General features: G+C 70.2%; 14 protein-coding genes. 1 reads left to right on the top strand and 13 read right to left on the bottom strand.

Going from position 1 to position 17,057, the window contains the following annotated elements:
• Positions 1–21 precede the first annotated feature (21 nt).
• From AB0M70_RS06575 to AB0M70_RS06520, 12 genes are all read right to left on the bottom strand, one after another.
• Positions 22–1,293: a hypothetical protein gene (locus AB0M70_RS06575; RefSeq protein WP_365817006.1), complete on the bottom strand. Its 1,272-nt coding sequence runs from the start codon at positions 1,291–1,293 to the stop codon at positions 22–24.
• Between the two features lie 37 nt (positions 1,294–1,330).
• Positions 1,331–1,813 carry a GNAT family N-acetyltransferase gene (locus AB0M70_RS06570; protein WP_365817584.1) on the bottom strand — a complete coding sequence of 161 codons (483 nt, stop codon included), beginning with the start codon at positions 1,811–1,813 and terminating at the stop codon, positions 1,331–1,333.
• An 84-nt stretch (positions 1,814–1,897) separates the two neighbouring features.
• Positions 1,898–3,820, bottom strand: coding sequence for a TIGR03960 family B12-binding radical SAM protein (locus tag AB0M70_RS06565; protein ID WP_365817003.1), 1,923 nt, complete (start codon positions 3,818–3,820; stop codon positions 1,898–1,900).
• Between the two features lie 52 nt (positions 3,821–3,872).
• Positions 3,873–5,483 (bottom strand): CYTH and CHAD domain-containing protein, encoded by a 1,611-nt coding sequence (locus AB0M70_RS06560; protein WP_365817001.1) that lies wholly within the window; start codon positions 5,481–5,483, stop codon positions 3,873–3,875.
• A gap of 71 nt (positions 5,484–5,554) precedes the next feature.
• Positions 5,555–6,757: a rod shape-determining protein RodA gene (rodA, locus tag AB0M70_RS06555; RefSeq protein WP_365816999.1), complete on the bottom strand. Its 1,203-nt coding sequence runs from the start codon at positions 6,755–6,757 to the stop codon at positions 5,555–5,557.
• The gene (gene mrdA / locus AB0M70_RS06550; protein WP_365816997.1) at positions 6,757–8,931 is read right to left on the bottom strand and encodes a penicillin-binding protein 2; all 2,175 of its coding nucleotides are present in this window, start codon (positions 8,929–8,931) and stop codon (positions 6,757–6,759) included. The genes rodA and mrdA overlap by 1 nt, the downstream gene beginning before the upstream one ends.
• Before the next feature lie 98 nt (positions 8,932–9,029).
• Positions 9,030–9,704, bottom strand: coding sequence for a rod shape-determining protein MreD (mreD, locus tag AB0M70_RS06545; RefSeq protein WP_363211187.1), 675 nt, complete (start codon positions 9,702–9,704; stop codon positions 9,030–9,032).
• 13 nt (positions 9,705–9,717) lie between these two features.
• Positions 9,718–10,671, bottom strand: coding sequence for a rod shape-determining protein MreC (gene mreC, locus AB0M70_RS06540; RefSeq protein ID WP_365816995.1), 954 nt, complete (start codon positions 10,669–10,671; stop codon positions 9,718–9,720).
• A gap of 182 nt (positions 10,672–10,853) precedes the next feature.
• Positions 10,854–11,873: a rod shape-determining protein gene (locus AB0M70_RS06535; protein ID WP_160505014.1), complete on the bottom strand. Its 1,020-nt coding sequence runs from the start codon at positions 11,871–11,873 to the stop codon at positions 10,854–10,856.
• A 324-nt stretch (positions 11,874–12,197) separates the two neighbouring features.
• Positions 12,198–12,608: a nucleoside-diphosphate kinase gene (ndk, locus tag AB0M70_RS06530; protein WP_365816993.1), complete on the bottom strand. Its 411-nt coding sequence runs from the start codon at positions 12,606–12,608 to the stop codon at positions 12,198–12,200.
• Between the two features lie 105 nt (positions 12,609–12,713).
• Positions 12,714–13,058 carry a DUF4233 domain-containing protein gene (locus tag AB0M70_RS06525; protein WP_365816991.1) on the bottom strand — a complete coding sequence of 115 codons (345 nt, stop codon included), beginning with the start codon at positions 13,056–13,058 and terminating at the stop codon, positions 12,714–12,716.
• 5 nt (positions 13,059–13,063) lie between these two features.
• Entirely contained in the window at positions 13,064–14,599 is a 1,536-nt protein-coding gene (locus AB0M70_RS06520; RefSeq protein WP_365816988.1) for a folylpolyglutamate synthase/dihydrofolate synthase family protein, read from the bottom strand.
• A 132-nt stretch (positions 14,600–14,731) separates the two neighbouring features.
• Between AB0M70_RS06520 and AB0M70_RS06515 the strand changes: the two genes are divergently transcribed.
• Positions 14,732–15,739, top strand: a complete 1,008-nt coding sequence (locus AB0M70_RS06515; RefSeq protein ID WP_365816986.1) for a rod shape-determining protein — start codon at positions 14,732–14,734, stop codon at positions 15,737–15,739.
• A gap of 104 nt (positions 15,740–15,843) precedes the next feature.
• Here the strand turns inward: AB0M70_RS06515 and AB0M70_RS06510 are convergent, their stop codons facing one another.
• Entirely contained in the window at positions 15,844–17,007 is a 1,164-nt protein-coding gene (locus tag AB0M70_RS06510) for a histidine kinase (RefSeq protein ID WP_365816984.1), read from the bottom strand.
• Positions 17,008–17,057: the final 50 nt, after the last annotated feature.

Here is a 17,057-nt window from a genome sequence, read left to right as displayed (position 1 = left end):
GGCTGTCGCTTGCCCAGTGTTCTAGTCCTTCGTGAGTGCGGTCGTACTGCTACCTAGAGTACGTGCCATGGCCGTGTCCGGTTCCCGCCGGGCCACCGGGACCGGTGCGGGTTCCCTCGGGACCGCCCCCACCGGCACCTGTCCCTTCGGCGCCCCGAACAGCATGCGGCGTACGTCGGCACGGGCGTCCCGCACGCTCTGGCGGGCGGCTGCCAGGGCCTGCCGGGTGGCGCGGCCCGCGTCCTTCACGGCCTTGGCCGCGGGCCGCCAGACGCCGTCACGCACCGCGTGCCCCACCGGAGTGAGGATCACCCGGTACGCCCAGCGCACCGGGTCGACGAAGAGCCACCGCAGGAGCCTGCCGAGGAAGCGGCCCACGGCGAGCGAGACGTACCCGGCGATACGCCAGGCGTGTCCGAACGCGGCGCCGACCTCGCGCGCGACGACCGCGATGCCCCGGCCAATGGGTGCGAGCACCCAGCGCCACAGGGCGACGGCAGGCACGACGAAGATCCAGCGCCCCAGGGCGCCGAGCACGGCCCCGATCCCGCGGACCGTCCAGGCGATGCCCGCCCCAACACCCTTGGCCAGCCAGGCGATTGCGTGCCCGACGGGGGTGAGGACGGTGGTGTAGAGCCACACGGCGGGGATCACGACAAGCACCCGGCCGAGCCACGCGAGCCCCTTTCCGACCGGCACGACCACGTACCGCCACAGCCCCACCCACGGCCACACGAACACGGCCTTGAGCAGCCACATCGCACCGGCGCCGATGCCACGCCCGGCCACCGCCGCCACCGCGGCGATGCCCCGCGCGAGCCAGGCGATCGCGTGCCCGATGGGAGTGAGGACGGCGGCGTAGAGCCACACGGCGGGGATCACGACCAGCACTCGCCCCAGCCACGCGAGGCCCTTGCCGACCGGCACGACCACGTACCGCCACAGCCCCACCCACGGCCACACGAACACGGCCTTGAGCAGCCACGTCGCGACGGTGGTGATGCCAAGCGCGACCGGCGTGATGACGTACTCCATCAGCCAGCTCAGCGGCGTCACGATCAGCGTCCGCCCCAGCCACGCCAGCGCGCGCCCCACGGGCCGCAGGCCCCTGAGGTACACGAAGCGGCCGCAGACGGCCAGGGCGTCCCACACCAGGCGCACCGGGACGACGAGCACGAGGACGACGATCCGCACCGGGATGCGGATCGCCACGGCCAGACAGCCCTCGGCCTGCTGCGGGGCCTGCGGTGGGGCTTGCGGTGCGGGCAGCGGGGGCCGCTTTTCCAGGTCCATGCCGTCCTAGACGCGTCAAGGGCGGGATGTGGTTCGGTCAGGCGCCGGTCGGGATCCAGTAACGCAGCTTTCCGCCGCGTTCGTCCTCGAAGGTGCCGCCCGCGCCCTCGATCACCTTGCGCGAACCGGTGTTGTCGGTGTCGCAGGTGACCAGGACCGAGGGAATGTCCAGCGCGCGTGCGTACGGCAGGGCGCCGATCAGCATGGCCGTGGCGTGGCCGCGGCGGCGGGCGGTGGGGCGTACGTCGTAGCCGATGTGGCCGCCGTACTCGCGCAGGAAGCGCGTGTTGACGTTGTGCCGGATGGCGAGCCGGCCGAAGTAGTCGGCGCCGTCCGCGTACCAGAGGGTCGTCACGGGGACGGAGAACGGCTCGGCGGGATGCACGGCGGCGCTGACCTCGGCGACGTACCGCTCGAAGACCGCGGGGTCGTGCCACTTGTCGCCGTAGTCACGCAGGGTCTGGCCGAGCGTCGTGTCGTCGTCCTCGCCGCCGCGGCCCTCGGCGCGGAACTCCTCCATCGCGGCGACGAAGGAGAGATGCACGAGGCCGGTGGGCGGGACGAGTCGAGGACCCGCTCCGGCCACCGGCCCCGGCCGCGCCATCTACTTCACGACCGACAGCGGAAGGAGCTTCTTGCCGGTCGGGCCGATCTGGATCTCGGTCTGCATCTGCGGGCACACGCCGCAGTCGAAGCACGGGGTCCAGCGGCAGTCCTCGACCTCGGTCTCGTCGAGCGAGTCCTGCCAGTCGTCCCAGAGCCAGTCCTTGTCGAGACCGGAGTCCAGGTGGTCCCAGGGCAGGACCTCCTCGTACGTGCGCTCACGCGTCGTGTACCAGTCGACGTCCACGCCGAAGGCGGGCAGCGTCTTCTCGGCGCAGGCCATCCAGCGGTCGTAGCTGAAGTGCTCGCGCCAGCCGTCGAAGCGGCCGCCGTCCTCGTACACCGCGCGGATGACGGAGCCGATGCGGCGGTCACCGCGCGAGAGCAGGCCCTCGACGATGCCGGGCTTGCCGTCGTGGTAGCGGAAGCCGATCGAGCGGCCGTACTTCTTGTCGCCGCGGATCTTGTCGCGGAGCTTCGTGAGACGGGCGTCCGTCTCCTCGGCCGACAGCTGCGGGGCCCACTGGAAGGGCGTGTGCGGCTTGGGCACGAAGCCGCCGATGGAGACCGTGCAGCGGATGTCGTTGCCCGCGACCTCACGGCCCTTGGCGATGACGTTGGCCGCCATGTCCGCGATCTGCAGGACGTCCTCGTCGGTCTCGGTGGGCAGGCCGAGCATGAAGTACAGCTTGACCTGGCGCCAGCCATTGCCGTACGCGGTCGCGACGGTGCGGATCAGGTCCTCTTCGGAGACCATCTTGTTGATGACCTTCCGCATCCGCTCGCTGCCACCCTCGGGGGCGAACGTGAGGCCCGAGCGGCGGCCGTTCCTCGTCAGCTCGTTCGCCAGGTCGATGTTGAAGGCGTCGACGCGGGTCGAGGGCAGGGAGAGGCCGATCTTGTCTTCCTCGTACCGGTCCGCGAGGCCCTTGGCGACGTCCGCGATCTCCGTGTGGTCCGCGGAGGACAGGGAGAGCAGACCGACCTCTTCGAAGCCGGTGGCCTTGAGGCCCTTCTCCACCATGTCGCCGATGCCGGTGATGCTTCGCTCCCGCACGGGGCGCGTGATCATGCCGGCCTGGCAGAAGCGGCAGCCGCGGGTGCAGCCGCGGAAGATCTCCACGGACATGCGCTCGTGGACGGTCTCCGCGAGCGGCACGAGGGGCTGCTTGGGGTAGGGCCACTCGTCCAGGTCCATGACGGTGTGCTTGGACACGCGCCACGGGACACCGGACTTGTTCGGCACGACGCGGCCGATGCGCCCGTCCGGGAGGTACTCGACGTCGTAGAACCCGGGGACGTAGACCGAACCGGTGCGCGCGAGCCGGAAGAGGACTTCCTCGCGGCCGCCGGGGCGGCCCTCGGCCTTCCAGTCGCGGATGATCGCGGTCATGTCGAGCACGGCCTGCTCGCCGTCGCCGATGACCGCGCAGTCGATGAACTGAGCGATCGGCTCGGGGTTGAAGGCCGCGTGGCCGCCGGCCAGGACGATCGGGTCGTCGATGCCGCGGTCCTTGGACTCCAGCGGGATGCCCGCGAGGTCCAGGGCCGTGAGCATGTTCGTGTAGCCGAGCTCCGTGGAGAAGCTGAGCCCGAACACGTCGAAGGCGCCGACGGGGCGGTGGCTGTCCACGGTGAACTGCGGGACCTTGTGCTCCCGCATCAGTTCTTCGAGGTCCGGCCAGACGCTGTACGTGCGCTCGGCGAGGACGCCCTCGCGCTCGTTCAGGACCTCGTAGAGGATCATGACGCCCTGGTTGGGCAGCCCCACCTCGTAGGCGTCCGGGTACATGAGCGCCCAGCGGACGTCACATTCGTCCCAGTCCTTGACGGTGGAGTTGAGCTCTCCGCCGACGTACTGGATGGGCTTCTGGACGTGCGGGAGAAGCGCTTCCAGGCGTGGGAAGACGGACTCGACAGGCATCTCGGCGTCTCTCATGAGCTGGCAGGGGTGACCATCCAGCCTACCTCGGTCCTCACCCGCCCAATGACGACCTCAGTTTCGCCTTGGACGCCTTGGCCCACACCCCCGGCAGCTCCCGCTCGCGGTCCGTCGCCGCCGCCTCCTCCTGGCCGTACAGAAGCCCCCAGGTGAAGGCCGTCTCGCCCGCGAGGTGGGCCTGGATCGCGAGGGTGCGCAGGGCGTCGCGGGCGACGACGCTGTCCTGGTGGTCGCCGAGCACGCTCTGGACGGCCTTCATGCGCTTGGCGAACTTCCCGGCGGGCTTGCCCAGGGCGGGCGTCGCCGCCTCCCCCGCGTACCGGGCGCGCTTGGCCGCCTTGCGGGCCTCGTGCATGGCCACGTCCCGCTGCTCCCCCGGCGGCAGCTCGATGGCGTGCTCCACGCGGGCCGCGAGGCGCCGGTAGTCCTTGAGCAGGGCCTTGGGGAGCGCCTTGGTCACGGGCGCGGCGGCGGCCGGGCGCAGCGGCGGGGCGGCCAGCAGGGCGTCGACGGACTCCAGGAGCGCCAGGTACCGCTTACTGTCGAGCACCGTCACGGTCCGGCGCCGGGAGCCGCTGCGGCGGGCCACGGTCCAGATGCGCAGGCGGCCGCGGACGGGGCCCAGGAGCAGGGTGCGCGGCACCTCGGCGATGCGGGACGTGAGGCGCTCGGTCAGGACCTCCTGGTCGCGGTCGACGCCCAGCTCGCCCGCGAGCCACTTCAGCTCGTCGCCCACCGGGTCGGTGGCGGTGCGGTCGAGGACCTTGCCGAACGACTTGAAGGCGCTGCGCATCCGGCGCGTGGCGACGCGCATCTGGTGCACGGAGTCCGGCAGGTCGCGGCGGACGTCCGGGTCGAGGGCCACGAGGGCGTCGCGCTGGGCGCGGAGGTAGGCCAGGACGTGGTCGCCCGCGGTCCCGGTGCCGTCGCCGACGGCCTCCTTCACGGCCTCGGCCACCGCCTCGCGCTTGCCGGCCTTCTTGTCGCTCTTCGTGCTCTTCGTGCTCTTGGTGGGCAGTTCCTGCGGCAGGCTTTCCCGGGGCGCGGTCTCCGCCAGCGCTCTCTCCAGCTTCGAGGCCGCGGCGGCCCGCTTCACGCCCGCCTTCTTCAGCTTCTTCTCGACCTTGTCCAGGAGCGCGGGGTCCACGTCGTCCGCCAGCTCCACCTCGACCTCGGACCACTCGGCGGTGGCCACGCCCCCGGTGAGCCGCTCGGCCCGTACGCCGTCGATGCTGACCTCGGCGAGGAGAGCGCCCTGCGCGTCGACGAGGTGGCTCAGCTCCCGGGCGGACAACAGGCGGACGACAGGCACCAGTTCGGCCCCGCGCACGCGTGAACGCACCAGGCCGAGCAGCGCGCGCGGCACCTCCGGCGAGAGCGGCGCGTGGATCTCGTCCCGTACCCCGTCCGCGAGCGCGACCGGCAGCTTCAGGTGCCAGCCCGCGTCGTCGCCGCCGGTGCGGTGCCGCAAGGTGACGGAGGAGGCGGCCAGGCGTTGGTCCGGGGTGTCCCAGTAGGTGGCGTCCAGTTCCACGACGCCTTTGTGGACGACATGCGCGACCCCGGCGACTCCGGTCAGGTCAGGCAGCTCTCCGGCCGCCGCGACGTCGTACTTCCGCTCGATCTCCCGCTTCGTCTGCCCCATGAAGCGAATCTAGACGGGATCCGGGGCGCTGGGCAGACCCCCTGTCGCCCCGGAGACCCGTCACAAGGGCGTCAGGCCGACATCGGGCGCTGCACCTTGATGGACTGGAGCAGGCCGACGGCCACCCAGACCGCGAACATCGATGACCCTCCGTACGAGACGAAGGGCAGCGGCAGACCCGCCACCGGCATGATGCCGAGCGTCATGCCGATGTTCTCGAAGGACTGGAAGGCGAACCAGGCGATGATCCCGGCGGCGACGATCGTGCCGTACAGCTCGGTCGTCTCGCGCGCGATGCGGCAGGCACGCCAGAGCAGGATGCCGAGCAGGACGAGGATGAGTCCCGCGCCCGCGAAGCCGAGCTCCTCGCCCGCGACGGTGAACACGAAGTCCGTCTGCTGCTCGGGCACGAACTGACCCGTGGTCTGCGAGCCCTTGAAGAGGCCGGTGCCCGACAGGCCGCCGGAACCGATGGCGATGCGCGCCTGGTTGGTGTTGTAGCCGACGCCCGCCGGGTCGAGCGCGGGGTTGGCGAAGGCCGCGAAGCGGGCGATCTGGTAGTCGTCCAGGACGCCGAGCTGCCAGACGGCGATCGCGCCGGCCGCGCCCGTGCCGAGGAGCCCGAAGACCCAGCGGTTGGAGGCGCCCGACGCGAGCAGCACGCCGAGCACGATCATCGCCATCACCATGACCGACCCGAGGTCGGGCATGAGGAGCACGATCAGTATCGGTACGGCGGCCAGGCCGAGGGCCTGGAGCACCGTGCGGTGGTCGGGGTGGACGCGGTCGCCCGCGTCCACCCGTGCCGCGAGCAGCATCGCCATGCCCAGGATGATCGTGATCTTCACGAACTCGGAGGGCTGCAGCGAGAAGCCGCCGCCGAGCACGATCCAGGCGTGCGCGCCGTTGATCGTCGCGCCGAGCGGGGTGAGGACGAGCAGGACGAGGAAGACGGAGATGCCGTAGAGGATCGGCACGGCCGTCCGCAGCGTCCGGTGGCCGAGCCACACCGTGCCCGCCATCAGGGCGATGCCGATGCCGGTGTTCAGGAGGTGCTTGAGCAGGAAGGAGTACGGGTCGTCGCCGACCAGCTCGGTGCGGTTGCGCGTCGCGGAGTAGACCAGCGCGGAGCCGATCGCGGAGAGCGCGATCGCCGAGAGCAGTATCGGCCAGTCCATCCTGCGCACCAGCGAGTCGCGGGCGAACAGGCGGGCCGAGAGCGAGGAGCGCTCGGGCCCGTAGCCGGAGACGGAGAAGCCATTGTTGCCGGCCACTAGTCGCGCCTCCCGTTCGCGGGCGCGCCCGCCAGTTCCTGCGGCTGCTCGGACGGCTTGGGAGCCTCGGGCTTGTACGGCTTGATCTTCGGGGAGTCGATCGAACCGTCGGTCTCGATCTTCGGCAGGTCCTTCTGCGGCTGGGGCAGCAGGGCCTTCTTGAGGTCCTGCTTGCCGCTGTCGTCCAGGCCGTAGATGCCGTCGTAGATCTTGCGGACGGCGGGGCCCGACGCCCCGGAACCCGTACCACCCTGGGAGATCGTCATCACGATCGAGTAGTCCTTGGTGTACGTCGCGAACCACGAGGTGGTCTGCTTGCCGTGGACCTCCGCCGTACCCGTCTTGGCGTGCATCGGGATCTTGTCCTGCGGCCAGCCGCCGAAGCGCCAGGCGGCCGTTCCCTTGGTGGCGACGTCGGCGAGGGCACCGTCTATGTCCTTGCGCGTCTTCTCGTCCATGGGCAGCTTGCCGTGCGACTTGGGCTTGATCTCCTGGACCTGCTTGCCGTCGGCGCTGATGATCGCCTTGCCGACGGTCGGGTTGTAAAGGGTGCCGCCGTTGGCGATGGCGGAGTAGATCGTCGCCATCTGTATCGGCGTGACGAGGGTGTCGCCCTGTCCGATGGAGTAGTTGACGGAGTCACCGGCGCGCATCTTCATGCCTTCGAGGCAGTTCTCGTACGCGATCTGCTCGACGTAGTCGCCGCCCTTCTTGCCCTGCTTGCACCAGCCGTCCTTGTTGGCCTTCCAGTAGTCCTTCTTCCACTGGCGGTCGGGGACGCGGCCGGTGACCTCGTTCGGCAGGTCGATGCCGGTCTCCTTGCCGAGGCCGAACTGGTGGGCCGTCTTGTAGAACCAGTCCTTGGCGTCCTTCTTCGGCTTGTTGCCGCCGTCCTTGGCCCACTGGTCGTGCGAGAGCTTGTAGAAGACGGTGTCGCAGGAGACCTCGAGGGCCTGGCCGAGGGTGATGCTGCCGTGGCCCTGGGACTCGAAGTTCTTGAAGGTCTGGCCGCCGATGGAGTACGAGCTGGGGCAGGGGTAGCGCCCGTTGAAGTCGTAGCCCGCGTTGACCGCCGCCGTGGTCGGGATGACCTTGAAGATCGAGCCGGGGGCCGCCTGGCCCTGGATGGCGCGGTTCAGGAGCGGGTAGTTGGACTTCTTGCCGGTGAGCTGGGTGTAGTCCTTGCCGGAGATGCCGCCGACCCAGGCGTTCGGGTCGTAGGTCGGGTTGGACGCCATGGAGACGACGCGTCCCGTCTTGTTCTCCATGACGACGACGGCGCCCGCGTCGGCCTTGTAGTTCTCGTTGGTGTTCTTGTCGAACTCCTGGCGGGCCTTCTTCATCGCGTCGTTCAGCCAGTACTCGGACAGCGCCTGTACGCGCGCGTCGATGCTGGTGACGACGTTCGCGCCGGGCTGGGCCGGGTCGTCCTTGGCCTTGCCGATGACGCGGCCGAGGTTGTCGACCTCGTAGCGGGTGACGCCGGCCTTGCCGCGCAGCTGCGCGTCGTAGGTCCGCTCGAGACCCGAGCGGCCGACCTGGTCGGAGCGCAGGAACGGCGAGTCGGTGTGCTCCGCCTTGGTGATCTCCTCATCGGTGACGGGCGAGAGGTAGCCGAGCACCTGGGCGGTGTTGGACTTGCCGGGCGCGGCGTAGCGGCGGACGGCGGTGGGCTCGGCGGTGATGCCGGGGAAGTCCTCGGCGCGCTCACGGATCTGGAGGGCCTGCTTGGGCGAGGCCTCGTCCGTGATCGGGATCGGCTGGTAGGGCGAGCCGTTCCAGCAGGGCTGCGGGGTCTTGGAGTCGCAGAGGCGGACCTTGTCGGAGACTTCCTTGGTGGTCATGCCGAGGACGTCGGCGAGCTTGGCGAGGGCCGCCTTGCCGTCGTCCTTCATCTTCATCAGGTCCGTGCGGGACGCGGAGACGACCAGGCGGGTCTCGTTGTCGGCGATCGGCACGCCGCGGGCGTCGAGGATCGAGCCGCGTACGGCCGGGTCGACGACCTGCTGGACGTGGTTGCCGGAGGCTTCCTCGGCGTACTCCTCACCGTTGCGGATCTGGAGGTACCAGAGGCGGCCGCCGAGGGTGAGGAGGAGGGAGAGCACGAGGATCTGGATGACGATGAGACGGATCTGGACTCTTGGGGTCCGTCCGGTCTCGGGGATGTTGGTCACTGCTGTTTCCTCCCCCTCTCAGTGTGTGTACGGGTAGTACGTGTACACGACCGGCCTGTGTGTCCGGCCGGTCGTGCACGAAGCCAACGGCGCTGCGGTCACAGGCGCTTGACCCCCTTGATGCGTCCGGCGCGCGCGACGCGGGCCTTGGCCGCCTTCATCCGCAGGCCGCCGCGCTGGTTGCCGATGCGCAGGCCCGTGCCGGAGGACAGCCAGCCGGACGCGACGTCCGTGGCCGCCTTGTTGGCGGGCGAGGTCTCCCCCAGCGGGTCGTTCTCGGCTCTGCGGGCCAGCGCGATGATCAGCGGCACCGTGAACGGCGCGAGCAGCAGGTCGTACAGGGCTGCCGTGAAGAGGAGCCCGCCCAGGCCCACGTGGCGGGCGGCGGTGTCCCCCACGAGGGCGCCCACGCCCGCGTACAGCAGAGTCGAGCCGATGGCGGCGCTGACGACCACGACGAGCGGGCCGGTGGCCGACCTGAGCCGCCCGGTCTCCGGCTTGGCCAGCCCCGCGAGGTAGCCGACGACGCACAGGACCAGGGCGTACCGCCCGGCGGCGTGGTCGGCCGGCGGCGCCAGGTCCGCGAGGAGTCCGGCGCCGAAGCCGACGAGTGCGCCGCCCACATGGCCGTAGACCAGGGCGAGGCCGAGCACCGTGAGCAGCACCAGGTCCGGGACCGCGCCCGGCAGCTGCAGCCGGGCCAGGACGCTGACCTGGATGACCAGGGCGACGACGACCAGGGTGGTGGAGAGCAGGATTCGGTTGAAGCGCATGGTTCCGGTGCTCCTACTGCTCGTTGCCGTTGTCGACGCCGTCGGCCGGGGCCTGTCCTGACGGGGTGGCCGTCACGGTCACCGTCGGGGTCGGCTTCGGCTTGGCGGGCTTCTTCGGCAGAACCGTGTCGCGCGGGTCCTCGCGGGGCGCTTCGACGACGACTCCGACGATGTCCAGCTTGGTGAAGCCGACGTACGGCTTGATGTAGATGTTGCGCGTCAGGTCACCGCCCGACGGGTCGACGCGGACGACCTCGCCGACCGGGACGCCGGGCACGAACGGCTTGTCCTTCTGCGATCCGAAGGTGACCAGACGGTCGCCCTTCTTGATCTTTGCCTTGCCGTTGAGCATCTGCACCGACAGCGGGCGGTCGCCCTGTCCGGTGGCGAAGCCGAGCTCGTCGGTCTTCTCCATGCGGGTGCCGACGGTGAAGTCGGGGTCGTTGGCGAGCAGGACGGTCGCGGTGCTGGGGCCGACCGTGGTGACGCGGCCGACCAGGCCGTCGCCGTTCAGGACGGTCATGTCCCGCTTGAGTCCGTCGTTGGCGCCCGCGTCGATGGTGACGGTCCAGGAGAAGCCCTGGGCCGCTCCTATGCCGATGACTTCGGCGCCCTTGATGCCGTACTGACCGGCACCGGCGCTCTTGAGCATGCTGTCCAGCTGTCTGACCCGACTGCGATTGCGGTCGTCGCTGCCGAGCTTCGCCTTCAACGCGGCGTTCTGACGCTCGAGTTCGGCGATCCGGTCATGCCGGTCACCGGAGTCCCTGACCGCGCCGATGGCGTTGCCGATCGGGTCGACGGCGGACGACACGCCGTTCTCGACCGGGCCGAAGACCCTGGCGGCGGCCTGGCGGGCACCGTCGACCGGCGAGTCCTCGCCACCACGGATGTCCACCGTGATCAAAGCGAACGCGATGGCGATCAGCAGCACCAGGAGCAGCCGGCTCTCTCGTGTGTCCCTCACGTGCGGCGGCCGTGCCTTCCTCAGTTGGAAATCTGGAATCCGCGGCGTCTGCGGGCGCCGCGGAATTGTTGTGCCGTGCCTTTGTCGTGCGTTGTCTGCTGAGCCCTCTATATCAACGATCCGCCGCACGAGGTGACAGGCACTCGTACGGCGGACACCCTTTCAGCGGGTTCGCGCCACCCTCAGCGGCGCGGCGATGCGTCGAGGACCTGCTGAAGCGCCTCGAACTCCTCGACGCACTTGCCGGAGCCGAGCGCCACGCTGTCCAGCGGGTCCTCGGCGATGTGGATCGGCATGCCCGTCTCGCGGCGCAGACGCTCGTCGAGGCCGCGCAGCAGGGCGCCGCCTCCGGTGAGAACGATGCCGCGGTCCATCACGTCACCGGAGAGCTCCGGCGGGCACTTGTCGAGGGTCGTCTTGACCGCGTCCACGATCGCGTTGACGGGCTCCTCGATGGCCTTGCGGACCTCGGCGGCGGAGATCACGACGGTCTTGGGCAGCCCGGAGACCAGGTCCCTGCCGCGGATCTCGGTGTGCTCGTCGGCGTCCATGTCGTACGCCGAGCCGATGGTGATCTTGATCTGCTCGGCCGTGCGCTCACCGAGGAGGAGGGAGTACTCCTTCTTGATGTGCTGGATGATCGCGTTGTCCAGCTCGTCGCCCGCGACACGGATCGACTGTGCCGTGACGATTCCGCCGAGCGAGATGACGGCGACCTCGGTGGTGCCGCCGCCGATGTCGACCACCATGTTGCCCGTGGCCTCGTGGACCGGCAGGCCGGAACCGATGGCCGCGGCCATGGGCTCCTCGATGATGTGCACCTGGCGGGCGCCGGCCTGCGAGGAGGCCTCGATGACGGCGCGGCGCTCGACTCCGGTGATGCCGGAGGGCACACAGACGACGACACGCGGGCGGGCGAGGTACCGCCGCTTGTGGATCTTCAGGATGAAGTAGCGGAGCATCCGCTCGGTGATCTCGAAGTCGGCGATGACGCCGTCCTTCAGCGGCCGCACGGCAACGATGTTGCCCGGCGTGCGGCCGATCATCTTCTTGGCTTCGGCGCCGACAGCGAGGATGCCACCGGTGTTGGTGTTGATCGCGACCACGGACGGTTCGTTGAGAACGATCCCGCGACCCCTGACGTACACCAGCGTGTTGGCGGTCCCGAGGTCGACAGCCATGTCACGGCCGATGAACGACATGTTGTTCCCCATGAGGATGCGTCTGGCCTTCCCTGGAGCTTCTGATGGCTTTTTAGGTAGGCGAGGTGGGTGCTGTGTGGCGTGGAGGCTTCCATCGTAGTCTCGCCTGCACGAACACGGCGCTAGGGTCTTCGCCATTGTCAGCAGATGATGCGCCGCCTCGCTCTTGGAGACGTGCCATCGGAGGCACGGGTTCCCCCAATTGGGGCGCATATGCCAAGGGGCGGCCGGTTTTCTCGGCCACCCCTGGTCAGAGCGGTGCCCTGCTGACTGGGCGTCAGAAGTCTTTACGGAACTCTTTACGCGCGTCTCTGCATACGGACGTCAGACGCCCGGGAAGAAGATCTTCAGCTCGCGCTCGGCGGACTCCTCGGAGTCCGAGGCGTGGATCAGGTTCTCCCGGACGATGGTGCCGAAGTCCCCCCGGATGGAGCCGGGCGCGGCGGCGATCGGGTCGGTCGGACCCGCGAGGGCGCGCACGCCCTCGATGACACGCTCACCCTCGACGACGAGCGCGACGACCGGACCGGAGGACATGAAGTCGACCAGCGGCTCGTAGAAGGGCTTGCCCTTGTGCTCGCCGTAGTGCTGCTCCAGCGTCTCCTGGTCGAGCGAGCGCAGTTCGAGGGCGGAGATCGTCCAGCCCGCCTTGCGCTCGATGCGGCCGATGATCTCGCCGATCAGGCCACGACGGACGGTGTCGGGCTTGAGCAGGACGAGAGTGCGCTGGGTCATGTGCGGCTCCAAGCATTTTTTCTACGTGCGTGTGGGTTGCCCGGCAGAATACCGGCACCCACTACACCGCGTTACCTCCGGCCCCGGAAGCCGGGCCACCCGGGGTCAGGCCTCGGCCTCCGCCTGCGCCGCGAACCTGGCCTTCGCCTCGTCGATCTTCTGGCCGAAGTGGATCGAGGCCCACCACAGCGCGGCGAACACCGCCCCCATGAAGAACATGATCGGCACGATGAAACCGCTCGCGATGAGCGCGATCTGCAGCGCCCAGCCGAGCTGCACCCCGCCCGGCCGGGTGATCATTCCGCACAGCAGGACGCTGACCAGCATCGCGATGCCGCACACCGTCCAGACCGTGCCCATCGTCAGGTCCGGGTCCTTCATGGCGACCAGACCGGCGAAACCGATCACGAAGAACTCGCCGATCAGCGTCGAAGCACAGAGCGTACGCACAGGAGTCAGCCCCTCCCCAGGAGCAGTCGGGCCTCGCCGACCGTGATGACGGAGCCGGTGACCAGGACGCCACCGCCCGCGTACTCGCCCTCTTCCTCGGCGAGGGTGATCGCTGCTTCCAGCGCGTCCGGCAGGCGCGGCTCGACCTGGACGCGGTCGTCGCCGAAGACCTCGACGGCGATCCCGGCCAGCGTGTCCGCGTCCATCGCCCGATGGCTGGAGTTCTGCGTGATGACGACCTCGGCGAAGATCGGCTCGAAGGCTTCGAGCAGCCCCTTCATGTCCTTGCCGTCGCTCGCCGCGACCACGCCGATCAGGCGGCTGAAGTCGAAGACCTCGCTGACCGCCTCGGCGGTGGCGCGGGCGCCCGCCGGATTGTGCGCGGCGTCCAGGACGACGGTCGGCGAGGTGCGCACGACCTCGAGGCGGCCCGGCGACGAGACCGAGGCGAAGGCCTTGCGGATGGTGTCGATGTCGAGCGCGCGCGAGTGCTGCGACCCGATGCCGAAGAACGCCTCCACCGCGGCGAGCGCGACCGCGGCGTTGTGCGCCTGATAGGCGCCGTGCAGGGGCAGGAACACCTCTTCGTACTCCCCGCCGAGGCCGCGCAGGGTCAGGAGCTGGCCGCCGACCGCGACCGTGCGGGAGACGATGCCGAACTCCAGGCCCTCGCGGGCCACCGTCGCGTCGACCTCCACGGCCTTCTTCAGGAGCACCTGCGCCGCGTCCACCGGCTGCTGGGCGAGGATCACCGTGGCGTCCTGCTTGATGATGCCGGCCTTCTCCGCGGCGATCTCGCCCGGCGTGTTGCCCAGGCGGTCGGTGTGGTCCAGGTCGATGGGGGTGACGACGGCGACGGAGCCGTCGATGACGTTCGTCGCGTCCCAGCTGCCGCCCATGCCGACCTCGACGACGGCGACGTCCACGGGGGCGTCCGCGAAGGCCGCGTACGCCATGCCGGTGAGCACCTCGAAGAAGGAGAGCCGGTAGTCCTGTTGGGCGTCGACCATCTCCACGTACGGCTTGATGTCGTGGTACGTCTCCACGAAGCGCTCGGCCTCGATGGGGGCGCCGTCCAGGCTGATCCGCTCGGTGATCGACTGGACGTGCGGTGAGGTGTAACGCCCGGTGCGCAGCTCGAAGGCGCTGAACAGGGCCTCGATCATGCGGGCCGTGGACGTCTTGCCGTTCGTCCCGGTGATGTGGATCGAGGGGTACGCGCGCTGGGGCTCGCCCAGGACGTCCATCAGCGCGGAGATCCGGTCGACGGAGGGCTCCAGCTTCGTCTCTCCCCAGCGGCCCGCGAGCTCTGTCTCGACCTCGCGCAGCGCCTTGTCCACCTCCGGGTCGGTGGGGCGCGACGGGATGTCGCCCTGGGGCGGGCCCGCCTGCGTGCGCAGGGTGCGGCTGCCCGCCTCGATCACGGCGAGGTCGGGGTCGCGGTCGGTTTCGGCGCCGACGATCTCGTCGAAACGGTCGTCGCCGGCATCACGGTCGTCGTGGTCGGGGTGGTCGCTGTCAGGCGGGGGGAGGTCACTCACGTACGCCAGTCTACGGACGGGGTGTGACAGCCGCCGTCGGGACCTGCTCCGGCCCGCTCGGGACTTTGGTCCCGTCCGATTCGGGACCTTGGTCCCTCCGATCCGGTCGATGGCCGGGCAAACTTGGCGATCATGGACATAGGTATCGACCTCGGCACAGCGAACACCCTTCTCTACGTACGCGGCCAGGGCATCGTGCTCAACGAGCCGTCCGTGGTCGCCGTCAAGGAGGGCGCGCGCACCGCCCTCGCCGTCGGTACGGAGGCCAAGCAGACGATCGGCCGAACTCCGGGCTCCATCACCGCGATCCGTCCCCTGCGGGGCGGCGTGATCAGCGACTACGAAGCCGCCGAGGAGATGATCCGGCACTTCGTGCGCAAGGCCGTGCCGGGGCGCCGTCCCCGTACGCGGATGGTGATCTGCGTGCCGAGCGGTGTCACGCAGGTCGAGCGCCGGGCCATCGTGCACGCCGCGCAGCGGGCCGGGGCGCGCGCCGTGCATCTGGTGGAGGAGCCGATGGCCGCGGCGATCGGGGCGGGGCTTCCGGTGGCGGAGGCGCGGGGCTCGATGGTGGTCGACATCGGGGGCGGCACGACCGAGGTCGCGGTGATCTCGCTCGGCGGGATCGTCACGGCGCAGTCGCTGCGGGTGGGCGGGGACCGCTTCGACGAGGCGATCACGAACTTCGTCCGCAAGGAGCACGGGCTGCTCATCGGCGAGCGGACCGCCGAGGACATCAAGGTCGCGGTCGGCTCGGCGTGGCCGGTTCCGGGGGACGACGCGCTGGAGTCCCGTACGTTCACCGTGCGGGGCCGGGAGAAGGTGCGGGGCCTGCCGAAGACGGTGGACCTGACGGTGCGTGAGGTGCGGGCGGCGCTCGACGAGCCGGTGGAGGCGGTGATCGCCGCGGTGCGGGCGACCCTGGAGGAGTGCCCGCCGGAGCTGTCCGGCGACGTGATGGAACACGGCATCATCCTGACCGGCGGCGGCGCGCTCCTGCCGGGCCTCGACCTGCGCATGGCGTCGGCGACGGGCATCCCGGTCTTCGTGGCGGACGACCCGCTGGACAGCGTGGCACTGGGCTGCGGGAAGTGCGTGGAGGACTTCGACGGGCTGGAGCGGGTGATGACGGCGGCGTAGGGCGCGGGCGGGAAGGCCTGTTCACGCAGGGTCGGATGCGGGGTGATCGGGTGGGTGGGCGGGAAAGCTTGTTCGTTCAGAGGGCCCCGGGGCCACGACCCGCCTCAGGCCAAGTCCCCCGCGGGCAGCGTCGCGAGGACCGCGTAGAGCCCCCCGCAGGGGCCCGCCGAGAAGGTGCCACCCATCGTGTGGACCCGCTCGGCCATCCCGGCGGTACCGGTCCCGGCGGAGACGGGCGAGGAGGAAGGCCCGGCTCCGGGCAACGCATTGCGCACGCTGACCCGCAGGCACCCGCCGGCAACCCGTACCCGCACATCCACCCGCTCCCCCGGCGCATGCTTCGCCGCGTTCGTCAGGCACTCCTGCACCACCCGGTGCACGGCGGCCTGCCGGATGGGCGAAAGCCGGTACGCGGCCCCGTCGATCAGGAGATCGACCGGCGTCCCCGCCCGCTCACTGCGCTCGGCGAGCCCGGGAAGCGCGTCGAGCCCCGGGGTGGGCGCACCGTCCACACCGCGCCGCACGATGATCTCGTTCAGCATGCGGTGGGCCGAGCGCGCCGTCTCCGACAACTCCTCGAACCCGTCCTCGAAGTCACCGCCCGTGGCCGCCCGCCGCGCGAGCACCTGCGAGCGCACGCTCAGCAGCGTCAGCTCGCGGCCCACGAAGTCGTGGACGTCCCGCGCGATACGGGAGCGCTCCTGCTGGACCGCGTGCAGCGCGGCCGTCTCGGCCCGCTGCGCCTGGAGCGCGCGCACCAGGTCCTGGCGGTTGGCCGCGACGCCGACCCCCGCGGCGAGCACGCCGATCGGCACGACCAGGCCGAGGAAGGAGCCCAGGGTGTCCCCGCGGTGCACCGGCCAGCCGGGGAGGGTGAACATCACGTACGCGAAAGCCACGTACCCGATCACGCCGAACGTGCCGGCGAGCCGCCCGCGGTACCGGCCCAGGGAGTACAGCGCGAACTGCGCGAGGGTCAGTTCGTGCAGCCAGCCGATGAGCACGAGAGCCACCGCGTACGTCACCCAGGGCGCACCGCGGCGCACCAGCAGGGACGCGGCGCCGCAGGTGAGGACCAGGGCCGCGAGGGGGCCGTTGAGGGCGTTGTCCGCCTCGGCCAGGCCGGGGATGTCCAGGCTCATCAGGGCCAGGCAGCTGCCCGCGGTGAGCGCGTCGAGGACCCGGGGCGCACGCGTCCAGCGCCCGGCCAGACGGCGGCCCGTGGCCGTCGCCCCGCGGATCGCCTGGGCGACGGGCTGGTCGTGCATGCCCTCCATCATCCAAGGTCTTTCTGCCCGAATCATCAGACTTATGACCT

Origin of the sequence: Streptomyces sp. NPDC051214 (assembly GCF_040682375.1) — a bacterium.
In the GTDB taxonomy this organism is placed as follows: domain Bacteria; phylum Actinomycetota; class Actinomycetes; order Streptomycetales; family Streptomycetaceae; genus Streptomyces.
The sequence above is the reverse complement of the archived record's forward strand: the minus strand, read 5'-3'. Positions and strand labels throughout refer to the sequence as shown.